Source organism: Legionella pneumophila subsp. pneumophila str. Philadelphia 1, from assembly GCF_000008485.1.
GTDB classification, from domain to species: Bacteria; Pseudomonadota; Gammaproteobacteria; order Legionellales; family Legionellaceae; genus Legionella; species Legionella pneumophila.
In genome coordinates, this window is sequence record NC_002942.5 from 730,741 (window position 1) to 753,342 (window position 22,602).

The window sequence follows — 22,602 nt, forward strand, 5'->3', positions numbered from 1 at the left end:
TTGCCTTGACCTTGGGGTTTTCTTAAGTCTGTCCTAATATCATTTAGGATAATTCATAGGTCTGCGCGTAATATACTCTGACACATGGCAATCCATTTTACTTTCAGTTACTCTGTAATTTTTAGGGAATTTTTTACTATTATGCATGCTAATTATTATGATGTGTATCAAAAAACAGGAATTTTCAGTGATGAATTTTTCGGACAGTTTTTAAGAACTCTTGGTAAATGTTATGTGCGGTGTGCTGATGTTGGTGAATGTTATGCAACCTTGTCCAAAATCACTGATAAAGACGGGGAAAGTTGGTATAAGGCATGGTATGAGATGGCAGATATACTTAAAACCAAAGCCAATATCAGCTGGGAAGCCAATCATTTTATAACAGCAGCATACGCTTATCTGCGTGCTGCAGAATATTACCGTGCAAGCGAGTTTTTTTTACGAGCCAATCCTGATGATCCTCGTGTGATCCCTTGTTTTGATCAATTGCAATTTTGTTTTGAACGAGCAATGCATCGATTGCATCCTGGATCTCAAAAAATATGGATCCCTTATGATGATCAAACGTTGAGCGGCTATTTATTTTTCAGCGACCAATCCCCCAAAGCAACTTTGATCGTACCTGGAGGATATGACAGTACTTTTGAAGAAAATTATGCTCTCGTCCCTGCTGCGCTTTTACATGGATATCATATTTTGATTTTTGATGGTCCGGGACAAGGACATGTTTTACGTCGACAAAAATTGTATATGAGAGCCGATTTCGAACATGTTGTGTCTCAGGTTTTGGACTGGCTAGATGAGCAAAATGGACTAGGGACATCCAATTATGTGCTCATTGGCAGAAGTTTTGGCGGTTATCTTGCGCCAAGGGCGGCCTGTGGTGAAAAACGATTAGCTGCATTAATTTGTGATCCAGGACAGATGGATATTGCAGGCTCACTCAATAAAATGCTACCTCCAAACCTTATGATGTTATTAAAAGAAAGAAAAGCTGATGAACTTAATGCCTGTTTTTATCAATTGTTCTCAGAAAATCCAATGAAAGAATTTTATTTCAAATCAAGAATGTATACACACGGTTTGACTACTCCTTTTGACTATTTGCAGGCATTATCCGCTTACACTTTTTCTGATAGGGTGCAAGAGATCACCTGCCCCACACTTGTCTGCGATAATCCAAGCGACAGGATATCCAATCGTGGGAATACACTATATGAAGCTTTGCGTTGTGAAAAAACTTATGTGATGTTTGATGCCAAATTGGGGGCAGGTATGCATTGTGAAGCAGATGCTAATGGTCAGTTTCAGCAAGTTATTTTTGATTGGCTGGATGAGCGATTTACTCAATAGTGGATATCCCAATCGTTATTGCTTTGCCGATGGATGACTAATACTGATGACTAAAGGATAAGAGGTATGAGAATAGGGATTGCAATCCTGCTTGTATTAGTTTGTTTCACATTGCAGAGTTGTAAAAAAGAAAAATCACCGTATCAAACGACAAGTTATGTTGAATCTCAGTTATTTATTGTGTCAAGCCCGGATGGTGGATACATAAAAGAATGGTATGCTGATGAAGGTCAATTACTGCATAAAGACGATAAAATTGTAACCCTTGATGGTGTAAATTCAATCAAAGCGCCTGCAGACTCTGTTATGACTGAACGTTATTATTTAAAGGATGAGTACGTACCTCCTAATTTCCCCATTGCAAGTCTCTCCTTACCTTCTCAAATGAAAATCCTGTTTTATGTTCCCGAAAGCCATTTGGGAAAAATTAAATTAGGTAAAAAAGTTCGAATTTTGCTTAATGAAAAAGAATATTCAGGCAAAATAAGCTTTATATCCAATCAGGCTGAATATACTCCTGATGCTATTTTTAGTGACAATAATCGTTATAAATTAGTATACAAAGTAAAGGCGGATTTATCTCAGGGATTAAGGGATTTATTAAAAACAGGTCAGCCTGTGGAAGTCAATTATGAGTAAATGGAGCTCAAAGCAAATTATTATCGATGTGTCCGGGCTAGCTAAATCATTTAATGGCCTCAACGCAGTAGTGAACTTGAATTTGCAAATCGAGGAAGGAACAATTTTTGGTTTTTTAGGGCCAAACGGTAGTGGTAAAACGACCAGTTTACGATTATTAAGTGGATTAATAATTCCCGATAAAGGCCAGGGTAGATGTCTGAATCTCGATTTAATGACCCAAACCAAGTTGCTCCAGGCTCAAATTGGCTATATGCCACAAAATTTTTGCCTCTATCAAAATCTGACTGTTTATGAAAATCTCGATTTTATCGCAAGAATATATCAATTAAAAAACAGGAAAGAGAGGCTGAAGGAAATCATTGAATTACTGGCCTTAAGTGACAACCAAAAACGGATTACTGCTACTTTATCAGGAGGTTGGAAGCAGCGGGTGGCTTTAGCGGCTGCTTTGTTGCATAAGCCTCGTATACTTTTGTTAGACGAGCCAACTTCAGGCATTGATCCTCAATCGCGTTTGTTAATTTGGGATCATATACAAAATATAGTATCCAAAGGAGTTACTGTTTTACTCAGCACACAGCATATGGATGAGGCAGAAAGATGCCATCAATTGGTTTATATGTCCGCCGGAGAAATCATAGCACGTGGCTCAGTGATTGAAATTATTCAATCGGCAGGCTTGCACTCCTGGGTTGTTAAAGGTGAGAGTTTCTCCAGATTAAAGGACATATTAGTAAATAACCCCGCTATTCAAATGATTGAAAAGGGTAATGAAATGCGCATCAGCTCAATAGTTGATGATATACATCAAGTATTGGATCCTTTCGTGTTGAACAATTATGAAATCAAAAAAGCAGATACTACTTTAGAAGACGCTTTCATTTATAAAATTATGAAAGAAGGGAATCCAAAGTGAAGAGTCATTTTTCAATGCAACGTTTGTGGGCTATCATCCGCAAAGAATTCCTATTGATGAAACGTGATCCTGCTACTATCGTGATTATGGCAATCTTACCTTTGATTTTAGTTTGTATAGCCGGGTATGCCATAAACACCTATCCTCAAAAAGTTCCTACGGTGTTAATCAATTTGGATAATACTGATGTAACACGTGAACTGGTTCGAGAGATACAAAATACAGGGTATTTTTCATTTGTGGCTTCGACGAACGATTCAGAATCAGCCCATCATTTATTGAAGACAGGCAAGGCTATCCTGGTATTGACTATTCCTGTGAACTTTACCAAAGCACTTCGTCGAAACCAAAATCCAGCTCTTTTATTGGAAGATGGCAGTATCGATGCTATTGCTTCAGGTAGAGCTATCATTGCTTTGGCGGGATTGAAATCATCATTTATAGAGAAAATGGGCCAAAAGGGTATTAACATTCCCTTGCAGAGGCCTGATTTTCAAATCATAAACCACCGATTATATGATCCGGATCGTGTAACTCAATTTTATGTGGTTCCCGGGATGATAGGCTTGGTGCTCATGTTAACGATGCTGCTGATAACCGTGGTTGTGGCATTTAGAGACGTTCAGGGCGGTACGATTGAATATTTATTAGCTTCACCGGCCCGCCCATCAGAAATTTTATTAGGCGAAATTTTTTCTTATATTCTCATTGGTTATCTACAATTAAGTTTTGGTCTTATCTTGTCTTACTACTTATTCCACGTTCCGTTTATTGGCGCCCCTCTTCTTTTATATTTATGCACCTTACCTTATATTGTGGCAGAGTTATCGTTGGGTTTAACTATAGCTACTTTTTGTACATCCCAGTTTGAAGCAGTGCAAGTGATCAATGTTTTCATTGCTTTTTCTATTTTGTTAACTGGATTTACTTTTCCGATATTTGGAATGCCTGAATGGGCGCAATATTTAGGATTATTTTTGCCATTGACGCATTTTTTTAAGGTTATGTTCGGCATTATGTTAAAAGGAAATAATTTTGGTGAAATTTGGGCTAATTTATGGCCACTACTCGCGTATTGCCTTACCATGATTTTTTTAGCGACATGGCGATTTAAAAGGCATTTTGTGCGATAGAAGATACATCAAGAATCTTATTGACAAATGGTTGATTCATAATCCCAGCCGCGACCGTGAGGACATACTCTTATACATAAGTATTAATCCATGTAAAATTCATATTTTTTATATGGAACTTAGATGGCTAGTTGTGAATGGATTATTAATGAATCCAAGGAAGCGAACTTCGGTGATAAGCGGTTAGATAAGCGTTATGGAGATATCTTAAGCGGGTTACTTAGCTCACCAAATGCAAGCATTCCAACTACATTTCAAAGTTGGAATGAAACACTGGCAGCCTACCGGTTTTTTAACCATGTGAATGTAAATCCGGAATCAATTCTTTTACCCCATTCTGAAGCGATACTAGAACGTATAAAAGCAGAAAAGATAGTGCTAATTCCCCAAGACACAACAGAGGTAGATTTTACAGGTAGAAAATCATTGTCAGGCATGGGTTATCTCTCCAACGAGAGAAGCCGGGGATTATATTTACATCCAAGCATTGCATTTACGCCAGAACGAGTTTGTTTGGGCGTAGTAGAAATGCAGCATTGGATAAGAAAAGAGATTGGTACGAGGAATAGTAGAAAGGGAAAGTCAATTGAGGAAAAGGAAACCTATTGTTGGCTTAAGGGCTATAATGCAGCGAATAAAATTGCACTGGCAGTACCCGATACAATGGTTGTCAGTATTTCCGATAGAGAGGGAGATATTTATGAGGTTCTTGAAAAACTTCCCTCCGAAGAAAATAAAGCCTATTGGCTTATACGTTGTCAGCATGATAGAGCTGTTTTGAATGAAGAAACAAATCAATTCGAGTTACTTCTTAAAAAAGAAGTTAGCAAAGCTTGTGTTCTTGGCACCATAGAGTTTGAAATTCCCGCAGGCACTTCCTATAGAAATTGCAAAAAAAGACATACTCGAAAAGCCCGTAGCGTTAGACAGGAGATTCGTATATGTAGTGTTTCTTTAAGGCCTCCTCGTCGAAAAAGCAAAAAATTGAACGTCATTGAAATTCAGGTTGTACACTGCAAAGAAATAAATACACCAGAAGGGGAGCAACCCGTTGAATGGTTTCTAATCACAAGTGTCCCTATAAAAACACTGGATCGGGCAGTTGAAATTGTTAATTGGTATTTATGTAGGTGGTTAATAGAAATGTACATAAAAATTTTAAAGAGTGGATGCAAGATAGAGGAATTACGATTTGAAACTTACGAGGCTACTCTTAATTGCATCGCTTTTTATATGATAGTGGCATGGCGGGTATTTTATTTAACAATGTTGGGACGAACTTGCCCTGATATAGACTGTACAACAGTCTTTGAAGATAACGAATGGCAAGCCACTTATGCCATGGCAACAAAGAAAAAACCACCAAAAAAACCACCTAAACTTTATGAAATTATTTTAATGATCGCAAAATTTGGAGGACATTTAGGAAGAGGCTCTGATGGCTTCCCTGGAACAAAAGTCATGTGGATTGGTCTACAACGCATGAAAGATTTTACTTTGGCTTGGGAAACCTTTCATACATTGAGTTAGAATAACTTATGTATAAGAGTATGACCGTGAGGAAGCGGACTTTTCCGACATAAAAATTTTAATTTAATGCAATTTCCTCAGACTAAAGAAGCATATAAATCATAATCGTCGCTGTCAGTGATAACAACCTCAGCGAAGGATCCTACAGTAATCCCGGATGTTTTAGGCAAATAAACCAGACCATCGATTTCAGGAGCATCGCTTTTACTGCGGGCTATGATTTGATCGTCGTTTATCTCATCAATTAAAACGGTTTGAGTACTGCCAATTTTATTTTTTAATTTATTACGGCTGATTTCTGCTTGTACTTGCATAAAACGATGATAACGCTCTTCTTTAATATCTTCCGAAACAGGATTATCCAAATCATTTGCTTTGGCTCCCTCAACAGGGGAGTATTTGAAACAACCGACTCTGTCTAATTGTGCCTCTTTAAGGAAGGCTAGTAATTCTGAAAACTCCTCTTCGGTTTCACCAGGAAAACCTACAATGAATGTGGAGCGTAATGTAATATCAGGGCAAATTTCTCTCCATGAAGCAATCCGCAATAAGGTATTTTCACTACTGGCAGGTCTTTTCATAGCTTTTAATATGCGTGAATTGGCATGTTGCAATGGTATATCCAGGTAAGGCAAAATCAGGCCATCGCGCATGAGAGGAACAATATCATCAACATGGGGATAGGGATAGACATAATGAAGTCTCACCCAAATTCCTAATTCGCCTAATTGTTCGCATAGATCGTAAAAACGGGTATTGACTGTTTTTCCTTGCCATTCGACCTGCTGATAACGTGTGTCCACGCCATAAGCACTGGTATCTTGTGAGATAACCAGCAATTCTTTAACTCCAGCTTGTTTTAATTTTTTAGCTTCAGTAAGAATTTGGGCCATTGGATAACTTTGCAATTTTCCTCTCATCGTAGGGATAATGCAAAAAGTGCATTTTTGGTTGCATCCTTCTGATATTTTTAAATAAGCATAATGCCGAGGTGTGAGTTTTATTCCCTGTGGGGGAATCAGTTGTGTAAAGGGGTCTGCAGGAGGCGGTAAGTATTGGTGTACCGCATTGACTACTTCTTCGTAAGCATGAGCACCACTGATATGCAGGACATCAGGACAGGCATTTTTAATTACGTCCGCTTTAGCTCCTAAACAACCTGTAACGATTACTCGCCCGTTTTCAGCCATCGCTTCTTTAATCGTATCCAGTGATTCCTGGACAGCGCTGTCAATGAATCCGCACGTATTAATCACGACGACTCCAGCATCTTGGTATGTGGGAACCAACTCATATCCTTGTGCTTTAAGCTGAGTAATGATTCGCTCTGAGTCGACCAGTGCCTTGGGGCATCCTAAACTTACAAATCCTACTTTATGATTCATAAACTTCTATCTGTAAAAAAAATGAGCTAATTATACTGCTTAATCGTTCGAGTGTCGACTGATTTCATACAAAAGTGTCCGTAGTTACTTTAGTTCTCATCAATGCTTTTTATGGTTTGCATGAATTCATCGGCGTTCAATTCACCAACTCTTTTCAAATTATTGAGTTGTACGCCATCAGCATTAAAAAAGATAAAAGTCGGGGGGGCTACTACACGGAAATGCTGCATTAATGCTTTGTCATTTTTATTATTGGCAGTCACATCCACTTTGATAACGATAAAATGGCTCAAAGCTTTTTGTACACGAGGATCTTTGAACGTGGTGTTTTCCATTACTTTACATGATGCACACCAGTCAGCATAAAAATCAAGCATCACTGGTTTTCCGAACGCTTGTTTTATAGCCAGTTCAACACTTTTAACAGATTGGGCTTTAGCTGATTCAAAAGCATTGCTTACAGTAGGGGCTGCTTGTAAGTTGGCTAAAGGCTGCAAAGGGTTGGAAGAGCCCATGCTAGCTCCAATGAGAATCAGCAATCCATAGGTTAATAAAATGATACCAATGCCTTGGCAGAGCTTTTCCTGGTTGGTATTCGATTTGGTTAAGGCACCAGAGTAAATGCCGGAAAAGATCAGGAGACAAGCCCATAGCCCCATGACCAAACCTGCTGGTAAAATGCGTGCCATCAGATAGATGGCAACAGCAAGAAGTAATATGCCAAAAAAAGCTTTAACAGCATTCATCCAGCTTCCTGTTTCGGGTAGCCATTTACCAGCAGAAGTTCCTATCAGCAGTAATGGAGTACCCATGCCGAGGCTTAATGTAAATAGAGTGACACTGCCGAGTAATACGTTTCCGGTTTGTGCTATGTAGGTTAATACTCCAATTAATGGTGCTGTAACACATGGTGACAGAATGAGTGTGGACAAACATCCCATGATGGCTGCCCCAAGATAGTGTCCACCACGTTGTTCACGACTTGAACCTACAATTTTGCTTTGCCATGCATCTGGCAGTTTGAATTCATAAAAGCCAAACATGGACAAGGCCAGCAAAACGAATATCAGACTGAATAGACTGATAGCCCAAGGTGATTGCATACTGATTTGTAAATTGGCTCCAAGCAGGGCAACGACAGCACCCACAACGGCATAAGTGACGGACATGCTGAGCACGTAGCTTAATGACAGGAAAAATGCTTTTTTCGTGGTTGCCGTTTTCCCATGACCAACAATAATGCCTGAAAGGACAGGAACCATGGGAAGTATACAAGGAGTGAAGGATAAAAGCAGGCCAAACCCGTAAAATATAAGCAGAATCATTATCCAATTATGATTTGCAAAAATATCAGCGATGTCTTGTTGCGGTTTTTCAAGAGGTGTTGCTTCAGGTGCATGGAATGTTTCCAAATCAACTTGAGAAAGAGCCAGTTTATCGTCAATTGCCAGTTTGATTTGTTTTACTTCGGGGGGATAACAAAAACCATCGTCGGCACATCCTTGAAAACGCAAATTGACTATTGTTTCTCCTGGGGTAATGCCCAGGACTCCCACTGGAAGGTTAAGCTGATTGCGATAAACTTTAAAGGTTCGCCCTTGTTTATCCGTTTTGGTTAAGGGGGTGGGGAAGCGAAGAGTTCCAAGCTGTGCAATGTCATCATTATCGGAATTTAATTGAATACGGTCGCTATATAAAAAATACTTGGGCAAGATATTCCATTGTATGGCAAAGGTATTGGGGTCTATTTTTTTTACACTAACCTTAAATACTTCAGAAGCTGGCAAGGGCTCAGCATGAACACAAAGGGAAGTTAAAAATAATAGGGAAAATAAGAGCCATTTTTTCATTCGATATCTTTTACTGTTACTAATAAACATTATTGTAGACTCTGTAATCCCAAATCCAAAATTTTTTTTGATTTTACCCTTGAAAGTTTGTTTATTGTCCCCATATCGCTGTCATCGGTATTGTTTGCCCTAAGGAAAGCAATACTTAAATGATTTAAAGTTTAATTTAATCAGGAGAGAAAAGTATGAAAATTCGTCCTTTACACGATCGCGTTGTTGTTCGTCGTATGGAAGAAGAGCGTACCACTGCTGGTGGTATTGTTATTCCAGATAGTGCTACCGAGAAACCTATGCGTGGTGAGATCATTGCTGTCGGCGCTGGCAAAGTATTGGAAAACGGTGATGTTCGTGCTTTAGCAGTTAAAGTAGGTGATGTGGTATTGTTTGGCAAGTACTCTGGTACTGAAGTTAAAGTTGATGGAAAAGAATTAGTTGTGATGCGCGAAGACGACATCATGGGTGTAATCGAGAAGTAATCTAATTGTTTAAAGGAGACAATGATAATGGCTAAAGAATTACGTTTTGGTGATGACGCTCGCCTACAAATGCTTGCTGGTGTTAATGCATTAGCAGATGCGGTTCAAGTTACTATGGGTCCACGTGGTCGTAATGTTGTATTGGAAAAATCTTATGGCGCTCCTACTGTAACTAAAGACGGTGTGTCTGTTGCCAAAGAAATTGAGTTTGAGCATCGTTTCATGAACATGGGCGCTCAAATGGTTAAAGAAGTGGCTTCTAAAACTTCTGATACTGCTGGTGATGGTACTACTACTGCAACAGTATTGGCTCGTTCTATTCTTGTTGAAGGTCACAAAGCAGTTGCTGCTGGTATGAATCCAATGGATCTCAAACGCGGTATTGATAAAGCAGTATTAGCAGTTACCAAAAAATTACAAGCTATGTCTAAGCCATGCAAAGACAGCAAAGCTATTGCTCAAGTTGGAACTATTTCTGCTAATTCCGATGAAGCGATTGGTGCTATCATTGCTGAAGCAATGGAAAAAGTTGGTAAAGAGGGTGTTATTACCGTTGAAGATGGTAATGGATTGGAAAATGAGCTTTCTGTTGTTGAAGGTATGCAATTTGATCGCGGTTACATTTCTCCATACTTTATCAACAACCAGCAAAACATGAGCTGTGAACTTGAGCATCCATTCATTTTATTGGTTGACAAAAAAGTTTCCAGTATTCGTGAAATGTTGTCCGTATTGGAAGGTGTTGCCAAATCTGGTCGTCCTTTATTGATCATTGCAGAAGATGTTGAAGGCGAAGCTTTAGCTACTCTGGTAGTCAACAACATGCGCGGTATTGTAAAAGTATGTGCTGTCAAAGCGCCTGGTTTTGGTGATCGCCGCAAAGCGATGTTGCAAGACATTGCTATTTTGACTAAGGGTCAAGTTATTTCTGAAGAAATTGGCAAGAGCTTGGAAGGTGCTACTCTGGAAGATCTTGGTAGTGCTAAGCGAATCGTTGTTACCAAAGAAAACACTACTATCATTGATGGTGAAGGAAAGGCAACTGAAATTAATGCTCGTATTACTCAAATTCGTGCACAAATGGAAGAAACCACTTCTGATTACGATAGAGAAAAATTACAAGAGCGCGTTGCTAAACTAGCTGGTGGTGTTGCTGTTATCAAAGTTGGCGCTGCTACAGAAGTTGAAATGAAAGAGAAGAAAGCACGTGTTGAAGATGCTCTTCATGCTACTCGCGCTGCAGTAGAAGAAGGTATCGTTGCCGGTGGTGGTGTTGCCTTGATTCGTGCTCAGAAAGCTCTTGATTCATTGAAAGGCGATAATGACGATCAAAATATGGGTATCAATATTTTACGTCGCGCTATTGAATCTCCAATGCGTCAAATTGTTACTAACGCAGGATATGAAGCTTCTGTTGTAGTAAACAAGGTAGCTGAGCACAAAGACAACTACGGTTTCAACGCTGCAACTGGTGAATACGGTGATATGGTTGAGATGGGTATTCTTGATCCAACCAAAGTAACCCGTATGGCTCTGCAAAATGCAGCTTCTGTAGCCAGTTTGATGTTGACTACTGAATGTATGGTTGCTGATCTGCCTAAGAAAGAAGAAGGTGTTGGTGCCGGCGATATGGGCGGCATGGGCGGAATGGGTGGCATGGGCGGAATGATGTAATTTTCTCCCGGTTATCCAATAAAAAACCCGCTGTAAAGGCGGGTTTTTTATTAATGTTTATTTTGTTCTTTGACTGTTTTGAACTATCCTTAATAGCGTGAATAAATAACAAGGAAAGAATAATGAGTAAAGTAATTAAAAAGCTGGAAGTCGCTCTTGCTGATACTTATGCGTTGTACCTGAAAACACAAAATTACCATTGGCATGTTACCGGACCTCAATTTAAAAGTTTGCATGAATTATTTGAGATGCAATATAAAGAACTGGCAGAAGCAGTGGATCAAATTGCAGAGCGAATTCGAATCATGGGACATAAGGCTCCTGCTACCTTTACCGAGTTTAATCAATTGAAAACGATTAAAGATGGTGATTCCGGATTGAGTGCTAATGAGATGGTCAGTGAGTTGGCAAAAGATAATATGATGATAGTAAAAGATTTGAATCAGGCCATTAAAATTGCCCAGGAAAATGAAGACGAGGGTACTGTGACTATTCTAAGCGATCGAGTTGCGGCTCATGAAAAAGCTCATTGGATGTTATCAGCTTCAAAGGAAAAGAAATAAAGTATTCATTTTATGTATCAGTTGATATGGAATCAGTGCCTATCTTCAAGTAATGGGATGTTTACAAAAGCTTCAAAAACCATAAATGGATGATTCCATCTGTCAATATGGAATAATATGTGTTTGTGAAACATCCCTATCGATTATGTTTACAAATTGTTTTGCAGAGTAATAATTCATCCTTGTATGAACGAGAGTGTAGTCGTAAAATGAGCGATTCATTCATTTGGCAGCACCATTGGCTAAGGATTGCTTTGTGTTTCGATTTTTATTTCCTGTCAGTCTTTTTATAAGTTCCATTCTCCTATTCAGTATTCAACCCATGGTTGCAAAAGCAATACTTCCAATCTATGGAGGGACACCAGGTGTGTGGACTGTTTGCGTGCTTTTTTTTCAATTTATTCTGCTCATTGCATATGGCTACGTATGGCTTATAAGTCAGATTAAGAAACCTGCTGTTTGGCGTTTGATCCATATGGTTTTGGTTGTTTTAAGTTTTACAGCACTTCCATTGCTGTTTCATCCTGTAGCCAGGGATGGACAGCCTGAATGGGTGATTCTGCATAATTTGTTAATTCAACTGGGTTTGCCTTTGTTAGTAATTGGTGCTTCTGCTCCTTTATTACAATTTGCCTATAGCCAGACAAAAAGCAAAGGGGCCTCAGACCCTTATTATTTGTACATATCCAGTAATCTTGGAAGCTTGAGTGCCTTGCTTTTTTATCCATGGGTTATCGAGCGATTTATTGGTTTGACTTATCAATTTTATTTATGGAACTTTGGATTTGCTATTTATTTGCTACTGTTGGTAACGGTCTTGTTTTTTACAAAATACCAACCCTTACTATTAACTGAAAAAAAAGAGGTGGATTTTTTGCCTTGGAGAGAGATAGCCTATTGGATTTTTTTGAGTTTTGTCCCTTGCAGTTTGATGCTGGGAGTTACTTTATATATTACAACTGATGTTGCTGCAACTCCCTTATTTTGGGTTTTGCCTTTAGCGCTTTACCTTTTGTCATTTGTATTTACCTTCACAGCGACCCCCCTTATTTCACAAAAATGGATTTCTCGTAATTGCCTGTTTTTCCTGGTTTTTACAATTCTTGGATTCATTTTTGGAGTTAGCCAAATCAGAGTGTGGCAATTGGTGTTATTTAATCTGTTAAGTTTTTTTATTTTGGCTTTACTGTGTCATGGCCAGTTATTTGCGCGAAGACCTAAGCCACATAAACTCACTTTGTTTTATTTTTGTTTGTCTATCGGAGGAGTTTTAGCAGGGATTTTTAATGGAATTTTAGCGCCAAATTGGTTTAATTATGTATATGAATACCCATTAGCCATTTTATTAAGTTTATTTGCTCTTCAGCTGCCGAAAACTAACCGGGGATGGTGGGTGCCATTAGTTGTTTTGGGTTTGCTGTCGCTTCATTATTTCATTCCTACCGTTCCCTGGTTTAAAAGTACTACCACTTTTCACATCCTTGCTATTTTGGCACTTGGAATTATTGTGATTTGGCATCGTAATAAAATCAATCTTGTACTATCCATGCTCATTTTATTTGTTTTCCTTTACTTTCCTCCGTTGCAAGACAAACAGATTTTACTCAAGGAAAGAAATTTTTACGGTGTCAAGCAAGTCTTCAAAAAGGATGATGTGCATGCATTAATAAGCCAATCAACCCTTCATGGGATGCAGGTAATGAATGGGGAAAAAGCAAGTTATGGAAGAAGCTCCTATTATGGGGCCATAGCTCCAATTGTTGATATTTTGAAGAAGGAATTTCATCCGCTTTCTGCGACAATTATGGGGTTGGGTGCAGGAACACTACTGTGCCAATTTCGGGCAACTGATTCCATAAAGGTTATTGAGATTGATCAACAAGTAATTGATTTAGCTAAAAATAATAAATTATTCACATACATACGAGACTGTTCGCCTTCAGCTGAGATTATTAAACAGGATGGTCGATTGGCCTTGGTTAATATGCCAGATGCTTCACAGGATTTGTTAATTTTGGATGCGTTTAATTCAGATGCTATTCCTGTCCATCTGATGACACTTGAGGCTTTCACCTTATATAAGAAGAAAATTGTCGAAGATGGAGTTATTTTGGTTAATCTAAGTAACAGACATCTGCAAATGCTCCCGGTAATTAATGCAATTGGACGTTCTTTGGATATGATAACTTTATTTTTAGCGCATAAGGGAGATAAGAAATTGGGGCAATTTAACTCAGAATGGGCTTTGCTTACCTCGAATCAATCCTTGGCGTTTCAAGTGATGAAAGGAACAAACTGGAAATTTGTAGCAGATGATAATCAGTTTTTATGGACTGATGATTATTCTAATATTATTCCCTTGCTGAAATGGTAGGGTAAAAAGGTAAGCTATCAAATTCAATTGTAGCCTTGGTTTATCGTGATGCCGCTATCTACATGAACAAGGTTAAGATAGAAAAGCAGATGGTAATGGCTAGACGGAGGCAATTGTTCAAGTGCTGTCTTTTTCACTTCGGCTAGTCAACATTGTTTTCCTGACTGGCTATGAAATTTTTAAACCCTTTTAGAGAAAGTGACTTCTTAACCGCCACCTTTTTAGTAACATCAAGGAAGTCACGTCACAATTAGCTCAAATTTCAGCAAGGTTTCCTTTTGTTTCTAGCCAGAGTTTTCTGTCGGCGGCCCTTTTTTTGTTGAGCATCATATCCATAATGGCTTCCGTCTGCTCTTCATCATCAAGAGTAAGCTGTACCAGACGCCTTGTATTGGGATCCATTGTTGTTTCTCTAAGCTGAATGGGATTCATTTCACCTAATCCTTTGAATCGCTGTACATTCACTTTTGATTTTGTGGTTTGACTGAGATGTTGAACGATTCTATTTTTTTCTTCATCATCCAGGGCATAGTGAATCAGCTTACCTGCATCGATTCGATAGAGCGGGGGCATGGCTACAAAAACATGGCCTGCTTTAACCAGAGGTTTGAAGTGTCTTAAAAACAAGGCACATATTAGTGTGGCAATATGAGCTCCATCAGAGTCTGCATCGGCAAGAATACAGATTTTTCCATAGCGAAGACCCTCAAGATCGCTAGAGCCAGGATCTACGCCTATAGCAACAGATATATCATGAATTTCCTGGGATGCCAGAACTTGTGAAGAATCTACTTCCCATGAATTAAGTATTTTCCCACGTAAGGGTAAAATGGCTTGATAATCTTTATTGCGGGCTTGTTTGGCCGACCCTCCTGCCGAATCTCCTTCAACCAGGAATAGTTCCGCTTGACTTAAGTCCGTTTGCAAGCAGTCGGCTAATTTTCCAGGTAAAGCAGGCCCTTGGCTAACACGTTTGCGTGCCACTTGTTTGGCTTGCTTTAGCCGTTTCTGTGCGCGTTCTATTGCAAGAGCTGCTATGGCTTCACCCTGGTTGCGATGCTGATTCAACCAAATTGCAAAAGCGTCTTTTATGACATTACTGACTAGTCCTGAGGTTTGGCGTGAGCTTAAGCGCTCTTTGGTTTGCCCAGCAAATTGCGGCTCTTTCATTTTGATTGATAAAACATACTGACATGATTCCCATAGATCATCCGCTGTCAATTTTACTCCACGAGGAAGAAGGTTTCTCAGATCGCAAAATTCAGACATGGCTTCAAATAATCCCGAACGCAATCCATTGACGTGCGTGCCTCCTTGTATTGTCGGGATTAAATTCACATAACTTTCATTTAAATTGCCATTGGCAGAGTCTGACCAGGCCAAAGCCCAATCAACGGTTGCTTCATCACTTTTGAATGCTCCGGCAAAAGGTTCTTCAGGCAAATAGTCTTCGGGCAAGGTTTGCAGTAAATAATCAGTTAAACCTTGTTCATAATACCAGTTCATTTCTTCATTAGTGATTTTATTGATAAAGGTCATGGACAGGCCACTACACAATACCGCTTTTGCTCTTAATACATGAGTCAGATGTTTTACAGAAATTTTTGTAGTATCAAAATATTTGCCATTAGGCCAAAAACGTATAACAGTCCCGGTCTCTCTTTTTTTTGTAACCCCGGTTTCATTTAATTCACATAATTTGTCGCCATTAGCAAAGGTCATTTGATAAATGATCCCATTGCGCTTTATGGTGACGTCAAGTCGTTCTGACAAGGCATTTACCACGGACACCCCAACGCCATGCAAGCCGCCAGAAAAGCTGTAATTTTTATCTGAAAATTTACCTCCAGCATGAAGTCGAGTCATAATGACCTCGACACCACTTAAACCCAGTTGAGGATGCAAATCAACTGGCATACCTCGGCCATCATCCTCGACTTCAATAGAACCGTCTTCATGTAAAGTAACAATAATACGGCTGGCAAATCCAGCAAGTACTTCATCGACGCTATTATCAATCACTTCCTGAGCCAAATGGTTGGGGCGTGTCGTGTCGGTATACATACCGGGACGTCGTTGAACAGGCTCAAGACCACTTAAGACTTCAATCGCTTCCGCAGTGTAGTTTTCTGACATGGGTATTCACTCAAATATTAATTGTGCTTATTCTATCATAAACATTCTTTTGCTCAGAGTGGTATGGTATTTTTATTGCTACTATCACCTCTCTCTTGTTAGAGTGTAGTTATCATTATTTGTGGCAAATTCCATGCAAAATACCGCTAAAATTAATCAATTGTCAGTTGCTTTTAAAAGCCCTGATAAAACAGTTCTGGCTTTGGATAAATTAAGTTTTAGCCTAAATCCAGGAGAGACTTTGGTTTTACTGGGAGAGTCAGGATGTGGTAAATCATTAACTTCATTGGCTATGATGAGATTGCTGCCCAGAGCTGGTGTCTATGGGATTGACAGCCAAATCAATATTCACGGTGAAGACATCTTAAATTTACCTGAGAAAATGATGAGGGAGTTAAGAGGGCGCAGGCTTGCGATGATTTTTCAAGAGCCGATGACTGCTTTAAATCCCGTATTAACGATTGGAGAGCAGATAGCTGAGGTTTTAAAAAGGCATCGGTCTTTGACAAAAGAACAAATAAAAGAAAGAGTAATATTGTTATTGAATGAAGTAGAAATGCCTCAACCACAAATGAGAATTTATCAATACCCACATCAATTGTCTGGTGGTCAAAAGCAGAGAGTGGTTATTGCTATGGCGTTGGCTTGCGAGCCAGATATCCTTATTGCCGATGAACCTACTACGGCTTTGGATGTGACTATCCAGGCTCAAATATTGGCCTTACTAAAGAAAATACAAAAGAAACATCAGATGAGTCTGCTATTAATTACTCATGATCTGGGTGTGGCTAAAACCATGGCTGATAGAATTTGTGTGATGTATGCAGGGCAGGTAGTGGAGCAGGCCTCAGTAAAAGATTTTTTTTCAAAAGTGAGACATCCCTATGTCCAGCAACTTTTGACATCCCTACCTTCATTTGCAAAAAGAAATGAAAAACTGTCTATCATTGCAGGTACGGTACCTTCTTTGGAATCTATGCCTTCAGGGTGTCGTTTCCATACACGCTGTATTTATGCTTTTGAACGTTGTCACCATGAGGAGCCTCAATTACAAGAAGTTGAACAGCGTATGTTGAGATGTCATTTGTATCCTGATATCAAAGAATTGCCATTACTGGATAAAAATAAAATCAGTTGGGTTCCTTCGGTTGAAAAAGAAGAGATCGTGTTCACAGTAGATGATTTATCAGTTCATTTTATACATAAGAAAGGATTTTTGAGCCGTAAAAAAACCATTTTCAAAGCCGTTGATGGTTTGTCGTTCACTCTCTCCAGAGGTCAAACATTAGCTTTGGTTGGAGAGTCTGGCTGTGGGAAAACAACTGCAAGCCGTGCTCTGTTGAGGTTATTGCCAGCGGCCGGGGGGAAAATCAGATATAAAGATAGTGATGTACTGTCTATGACAGGAAGCGCTTTAAGAAGATACAGAAAAAAAGTACAGATTATTTTTCAAGATCCTTTTTCTTCTATGAATCCACGCATGACAGTTGGAGAGATCATCGCAGAAGGGATGCATGCTCAGGGAATGAAGCCTTCTTACATCAGGAAACAACAAAAATTCCTAATTGAGCAAGTGAACTTACCAATTACCAGTCTGCATCGATACCCCCATCAGTTTTCCGGTGGGCAAAGACAACGGATCTGCATCGCGAGAGCTTTGGCGACAGAACCCGATATTTTAATCTGCGACGAACCGACCAGTGCTCTTGATGTCTCTGTTCAGGCACAAATTCTTAATTTATTAAAGGAATTGCAACAGCAAAGAGGTATTTCCTATTTGTTTATAACCCATAACATGGGGGTCGTCTCTTATATCGCTGATGATGTATTAGTCATGAAAGACGGCTTGGCTGTTGAATATGGAGCGTGCGAGAAGGTGCTTCGGCAACCAGAACACCCTTATACCAGGCAGCTATTAAATGCTGTATTGGACATCGAGTAATATTTCAAATTTTCTTTTACATTTATCTGCTACATTTTATGCAGCTTATATATAATGAGGGCATTCTATTTTTCAGGGAATTCAGGGCATGAAAATCACTCGAAATCAATTAAATTTCAAAGGTGTAAAGGAATTTGGTGGTTGTTTAACAAGAAATGATGAACAAATTGAATTCATTAACAAAGAGATCAAGCTGTTGAAGGAATTAATCGAGTTCAATATTCTGAAGGGAATCGATGAAAACAAATCACAATCCTTATTTGATGCAGTGATTGAGGCAGTGGAAAAGGCTGGCTTGGATGTCGAGCATGAACTGCTCATACAATTTATTCAATCCACATCAGAGATTATTGACTCCAAATCGACAGACCTTCCTGAGTTGGTTTCCTTATTAACGGTACTCATTAAATCAAGTAAGAAGTATGACAAATCAGAATTGACCAGATATTGCCGTCTTATCGATAAGCTTGAAAAAACGGATGAGAAAACCTTGGAACAATGGATAAAAATACTGACTATACTTGGAAGAAATGTTGATAGTATAAATGGTGATTTATTATTCAATGTTCAGTCTCGCCTTGAGATCCATAGTGTTTTACTAAAAGATATTTCTTCTTTATTTGACTATCCTCCTTATCCCGCATTGGATGTTTTTTCCGAGAAATTGCGTGAATACTCAAGAGAGTTAAAATTATATATTGATTCATTTGATAGAGATCCTGCCGGAGCCAGGGCCCCCAAAGTGAATCAAGAAGGTATTCTGGTTAAGTCGAGAGAACGAATTTTTAATGAGCAATTTGACACAAGTCAAATTCAAGAGGTTATTGCCAAGATTGAAAGTCTGGCTGATGGAGCGAGTTTATCGTGTAAACGGCAATATGAATTGGCTCAACAAGTCGTATTTATCAATGCAATAGGCAGGAATTTTCCTCTAAAAATAGCGAGTGCAACGTATACTGATTTAACGCAATTAGGCAGGAATAAGTTGCAGGAGTTGTCTGATTTTTTAATTATGGAGATGAGAAGACTCGATATTAGCAAAGAGGATAAACTGCGAACTCAACTGAAGTTGCTGGCAGTGATGCGAGAGCAGTATTTTCGCAGTACCGGCATATTCTTTGATACTACACAAATGATTTCTCTTTTATTGTCTTTACATCATCAAGAACAGAATGTGTTAATGGAAGTCAGTCGTAATGAAAACCTGAGCGCTCAACCTGCAGCAATTCTTGCTGCCATGCAATGGGTGCTTGCTGAGGGTGGTACCGTCGACGTGTGTTTTGCAAATCACCGATTAATAGCTGATTATCTTGAAAAAGGTGATAGAGATTTCTTTACCTGTTTGGGTATACCTTCCTCTGTGTTAGAGGCGAATTCTGAGTCTGGTACTTACCAGGTTGGAGGTATTAATTACTCGACTCTTTCTGATTTGACTTCCTATCGCTCGCACGCAGAGATAGAGGATGAGGAACTGACTATGGATAGATACGGCTATCCTGTTTCCAGCCACCTCATTCTTAATCATATTGATTTTTCTAATGTAGACGATAGAACTTTATCTCATTTTTCTTCATTGTGTGATTATTATAAAGGGAAGGGGCGTGTCGTCAGGATAACCGAAACAGAGGAAACCGTTGGTGAAGTGGTTGGGCAAATCAGCCGGTTCGATATGGATGTGGGGTATCGGGTTTTCCCTGCCAGGATGAATTTGCAGGAAGAATTAAATACGCAAAGTTTGGCTGAAAGACGAAGAGAAGAAGCAGTTAAACAGTATTTCATTCAATCTGTTTCTAATATTCAACAAGCGGTATTAAATCAATTGGAAGAATGGCAAGCATTTTTGCATCTAATTTACCCCAAGTCAGAATGGAGACAGTTGGATAATGAATTACTTGTGCAAAGAAGCGAGCTAATTGATTCGCTAAAGAAGCAATGGACAAAGTGTTTGGAAGACTCTGATCCTAAAAAAATGTATCCAAACCCCTATGTCCGCAGGGATGTTTTTCAGCGCTTACAAACCAGAGAATTGGAAAAGGCGATTCAAGCCTATGAAAAATCCGTTTCCAGCATTTGGAACCTAAACCGAGATCAGTTGAAAGCAAAAACAGAAAATAGATTCTCCAATGACTCAGTCAATGCATTGCGCTGTAAATATTTGGAAGAGGTCGATTTAAGTGAACAAATAAAGTGGAGTAAATTATCTGCCCGTTTAAAGAAAAAAGAAGCAACTCAGGAGAAAAAGCGCAGTCATCGTCACCTTGAGTCAGCAGTAGAAGTAACTGGTGCGATGTTAAGCTATCATGATGGTGATTTAGAGCCCTATCGATTGGCTTTTGTGAACAGCCAACTGAAATTGTGGGCCAGGGATATTAGCAAAGAAATCAATAACTCCTCATTACCTGCCAGCGTTAAACAAGGTCTAATAGAGAGAGCTAATAATGCGGATAACTTTCTTGCTCTGGAGTTGTTATTAATTGACTATGAAAGCAGATGGTTAGACAAAGAGAAATTGAGTGAAAAATTCCGCATGCAACCAATTATCAGTGATATGCTGAGAGTGTATCAGCAAGCAGGTTTTGAAGAACATAAAGAACTTAAGATTTTAAAAGAAACCTATCTGGATAATACAGCTACACAAATCATTCATCATCTTGACAAGGCATTGGCTTGGGCTAAGCCTGAAAACAGAGGACCTTGGTATTGGATTGAGCGGTCAGCAGTAAAAAAAGCGGCAAATGAAATATTGGTTTTGGCCAACGGAGTAAAACAAGCAAGAGATTCTTTATCCAAACAGGTTGCTATCAAAAAATTATATAGAGCCTTATGCAAACATCAAGCTCAATTGGAGGATGTTTGGATTTTTTCATTTGGTCATAAAAATGCACGTGATTTGATTAATCAAACATTAAATACCATGGACAGTTTAACTGTTCTGAGTAGAGATGAGGGTGGGCTGGATATTAATTTTATTCAGGAGTGCAAAGAAGAAGCTCAATACTATTTGTTGGGAGAGAAATTCAGCTCTGTTTTAGAAGACTTTGAAAAAAATAACAGTCAGATCTTAACTGCTCATTCTGAATGGCAAGAGGTTAAAAGGCAACTTCAGCAAAAGCAAAATGAGAGTCGCAAGGTTTATACATTGAATGAAATGTATTATGTTCTTTGTAAAAAAATCAATGAATTATCCATTTCATATTCCCTATTGCGTGAGCCTTTAGTGCAATTACGAGGGATGATGCGTACTCTTTGGAATAGTTTTCAGGAAAAACACCAGGGTATCATGGATGAATCGAAATATTTTGATTTTAAAGCGCGAAAAATTAAGGAGGAGCTGGAGGGAATAGAAGGATATTCTGTTTTTAACGTGAAAGTAAAAAAAGGATATACAGGATTTAATGAGTATGTTGAGTTAATTATTGAAGGAGAAGGGACATCCGCATTATTTGAAGGATTTATGCAATATAAATCCAGGTTAACTGAATTAAAAGAGGCGTACCGTCAGTTAGAATTTTCTCTTAAGCAAAATAGATTAGAGTTGCTGAATCTGAATAGAATCCATGCCAAACACTTACCTTTTTTGAAAGATCGCATCAATGGCAATCCCGAAGTAGAGTTGTTTCCAGAGCAATGCCAAAGCAAGGTGAAGGAGATTTTAACACTAAAGGAGTGGATTAATGGCCAAATACCTGAAAACCTCAGTCAATTTCCTGAAAACATGCAAAATCATTTTCTTGACAGAAATACGTTAAAAAGCATGGATAGAAATATGATGACCATGGAGCAAATCGATAAGATAAAGGATGAGCAGTTAAAAGCCGACCTTACAGAATTATATAATAAAATGCATAAGGTCGATGAAGAACAGTCCAAATCATGGTTTTCTACAGTGACTCGCAGGATTGTTGGTTTGATTCCCGGCATGTTCAGACAGGAAGAGACAGAGGATGATTGGAGGTATCAATTTAATGAATTACAAGGACGCTCAGATAGCATTTTGCAATCGTTGTTGACTAAAAAAATAATGACAAAATATGATGCGTTGGTTAATGAAATGGTTTTAATCCAAAGCAATCTGGCAAAACAGATGGACTCTGGTAACAAAAAAATTCAATTTTTAAGCGATAAGATTCTTGAAGAAGAAAGGAAAACCAATGTGATTATCAAGCGTTTTGATAACCTCAATGATTTTTATGATTTTGAGGCTAAACTAAAACGTTTTAAAACCGCGCCTCCAATAGCCCCAGTAAATGAGGTTCAGATAGAATCTAAAAAAAGGATACTTTCTTATGGTGAGGAGGCGTTTTCCAATCCTGGAGAGGAGTTGCAGACGGATTCTGTAATGCAACCTCCAATGGTTTTTAATATTTAACGTGAGTGATGGATAAGGATTATAAAACCAGTTGATATCCAAGGTTCGTTCGGGCAGAGGAGCTGCATAAGCATCGTCTCGAAGCCTTGGCGCACAACATTAAATCCCGTACAAGGCTTCGAGACGGCATAAATGCCTCCTCAGCCCGAACGATTCGAGGTGACAACTGATCTTATCCATAACTCACATTATTTCATGAATACCAAACGAGATATGGTGAACCTGGGCAAAGAACTTTATTTGTGATTCTTTAAATACA

At 38.9% G+C, this 22,602-nt stretch carries 14 protein-coding genes; 11 read left to right on the forward strand and 3 right to left on the reverse strand.

Annotated features, from left to right (window positions below; all coding sequences use genetic code 11):
* Positions 1-141: 141 nt before the first annotated feature.
* The 5 genes from LPG_RS03370 to LPG_RS03390 all read left to right on the forward strand — a co-directional run bounded on the left by LPG_RS03370 (position 142) and on the right by LPG_RS03390 (position 5,574).
* Positions 142-1,353, forward strand: coding sequence for an alpha/beta hydrolase family protein (locus tag LPG_RS03370; RefSeq protein WP_025862515.1), 1,212 nt, complete (start codon positions 142-144; stop codon positions 1,351-1,353).
* Between the two features lie 66 nt (positions 1,354-1,419).
* Positions 1,420-1,992 (forward strand): HlyD family secretion protein, encoded by a 573-nt coding sequence (locus LPG_RS03375; protein WP_010946418.1) that lies wholly within the window; start codon positions 1,420-1,422, stop codon positions 1,990-1,992.
* A complete protein-coding gene (locus tag LPG_RS03380; protein ID WP_025862517.1) occupies positions 1,985-2,911 on the forward strand; it encodes an ABC transporter ATP-binding protein in 927 nt (308 codons plus the stop codon). Before LPG_RS03375 ends, LPG_RS03380 begins: the two co-directional genes overlap by 8 nt.
* Positions 2,908-4,044, forward strand: a complete 1,137-nt coding sequence (locus LPG_RS03385; protein ID WP_223804303.1) for an ABC transporter permease — start codon at positions 2,908-2,910, stop codon at positions 4,042-4,044. Before LPG_RS03380 ends, LPG_RS03385 begins: the two co-directional genes overlap by 4 nt.
* A gap of 123 nt (positions 4,045-4,167) precedes the next feature.
* On the forward strand, positions 4,168-5,574 hold the full coding sequence (locus LPG_RS03390) for an IS4-like element ISLpn6 family transposase (protein WP_010946421.1): 1,407 nt from the start codon (positions 4,168-4,170) through the stop codon (positions 5,572-5,574).
* A 77-nt stretch (positions 5,575-5,651) separates the two neighbouring features.
* On the opposite strand, the gene rimO is transcribed toward LPG_RS03390, so the two are convergent.
* Together rimO and dsbD are read right to left on the reverse strand one after the other, a co-directional pair.
* Entirely contained in the window at positions 5,652-6,959 is a 1,308-nt protein-coding gene (rimO, locus tag LPG_RS03395; RefSeq protein ID WP_010946422.1) for a 30S ribosomal protein S12 methylthiotransferase RimO, read from the reverse strand.
* A gap of 89 nt (positions 6,960-7,048) precedes the next feature.
* Positions 7,049-8,809, reverse strand: a complete 1,761-nt coding sequence (dsbD, locus tag LPG_RS03400; RefSeq protein WP_025862442.1) for a protein-disulfide reductase DsbD — start codon at positions 8,807-8,809, stop codon at positions 7,049-7,051.
* A gap of 185 nt (positions 8,810-8,994) precedes the next feature.
* Here dsbD and groES point away from each other — a divergent pair, with 185 nt between their 5' ends.
* From groES to LPG_RS03420, 4 genes are all read left to right on the forward strand, one after another.
* Positions 8,995-9,285, forward strand: a complete 291-nt coding sequence (gene groES / locus LPG_RS03405) for a co-chaperone GroES (RefSeq protein WP_010946424.1) — start codon at positions 8,995-8,997, stop codon at positions 9,283-9,285.
* Positions 9,286-9,309: 24 nt separating this feature from the next.
* Positions 9,310-10,959, forward strand: a complete 1,650-nt coding sequence (gene groL / locus LPG_RS03410; RefSeq protein ID WP_197535493.1) for a chaperonin GroEL — start codon at positions 9,310-9,312, stop codon at positions 10,957-10,959.
* Between the two features lie 122 nt (positions 10,960-11,081).
* Positions 11,082-11,522, forward strand: coding sequence for a Dps family protein (locus tag LPG_RS03415; RefSeq protein WP_010946426.1), 441 nt, complete (start codon positions 11,082-11,084; stop codon positions 11,520-11,522).
* 256 nt (positions 11,523-11,778) lie between these two features.
* A complete protein-coding gene (locus LPG_RS03420; RefSeq protein WP_025862443.1) occupies positions 11,779-13,896 on the forward strand; it encodes a fused MFS/spermidine synthase in 2,118 nt (705 codons plus the stop codon).
* A 255-nt stretch (positions 13,897-14,151) separates the two neighbouring features.
* Here the strand turns inward: LPG_RS03420 and parE are convergent, their stop codons facing one another.
* The gene (gene parE, locus LPG_RS03425) at positions 14,152-16,032 is read right to left on the reverse strand and encodes a DNA topoisomerase IV subunit B (protein ID WP_010946428.1); all 1,881 of its coding nucleotides are present in this window, start codon (positions 16,030-16,032) and stop codon (positions 14,152-14,154) included.
* Between the two features lie 133 nt (positions 16,033-16,165).
* On the opposite strand from parE, the gene LPG_RS03430 reads away from it, so the two are divergent.
* Together LPG_RS03430 and LPG_RS03435 are read left to right on the forward strand one after the other, a co-directional pair.
* Entirely contained in the window at positions 16,166-17,974 is a 1,809-nt protein-coding gene (locus LPG_RS03430; protein ID WP_025862444.1) for an ABC transporter ATP-binding protein, read from the forward strand.
* Between the two features lie 88 nt (positions 17,975-18,062).
* The gene (locus LPG_RS03435; protein WP_010946430.1) at positions 18,063-22,343 is read left to right on the forward strand and encodes a hypothetical protein; all 4,281 of its coding nucleotides are present in this window, start codon (positions 18,063-18,065) and stop codon (positions 22,341-22,343) included.
* Positions 22,344-22,602: the final 259 nt, after the last annotated feature.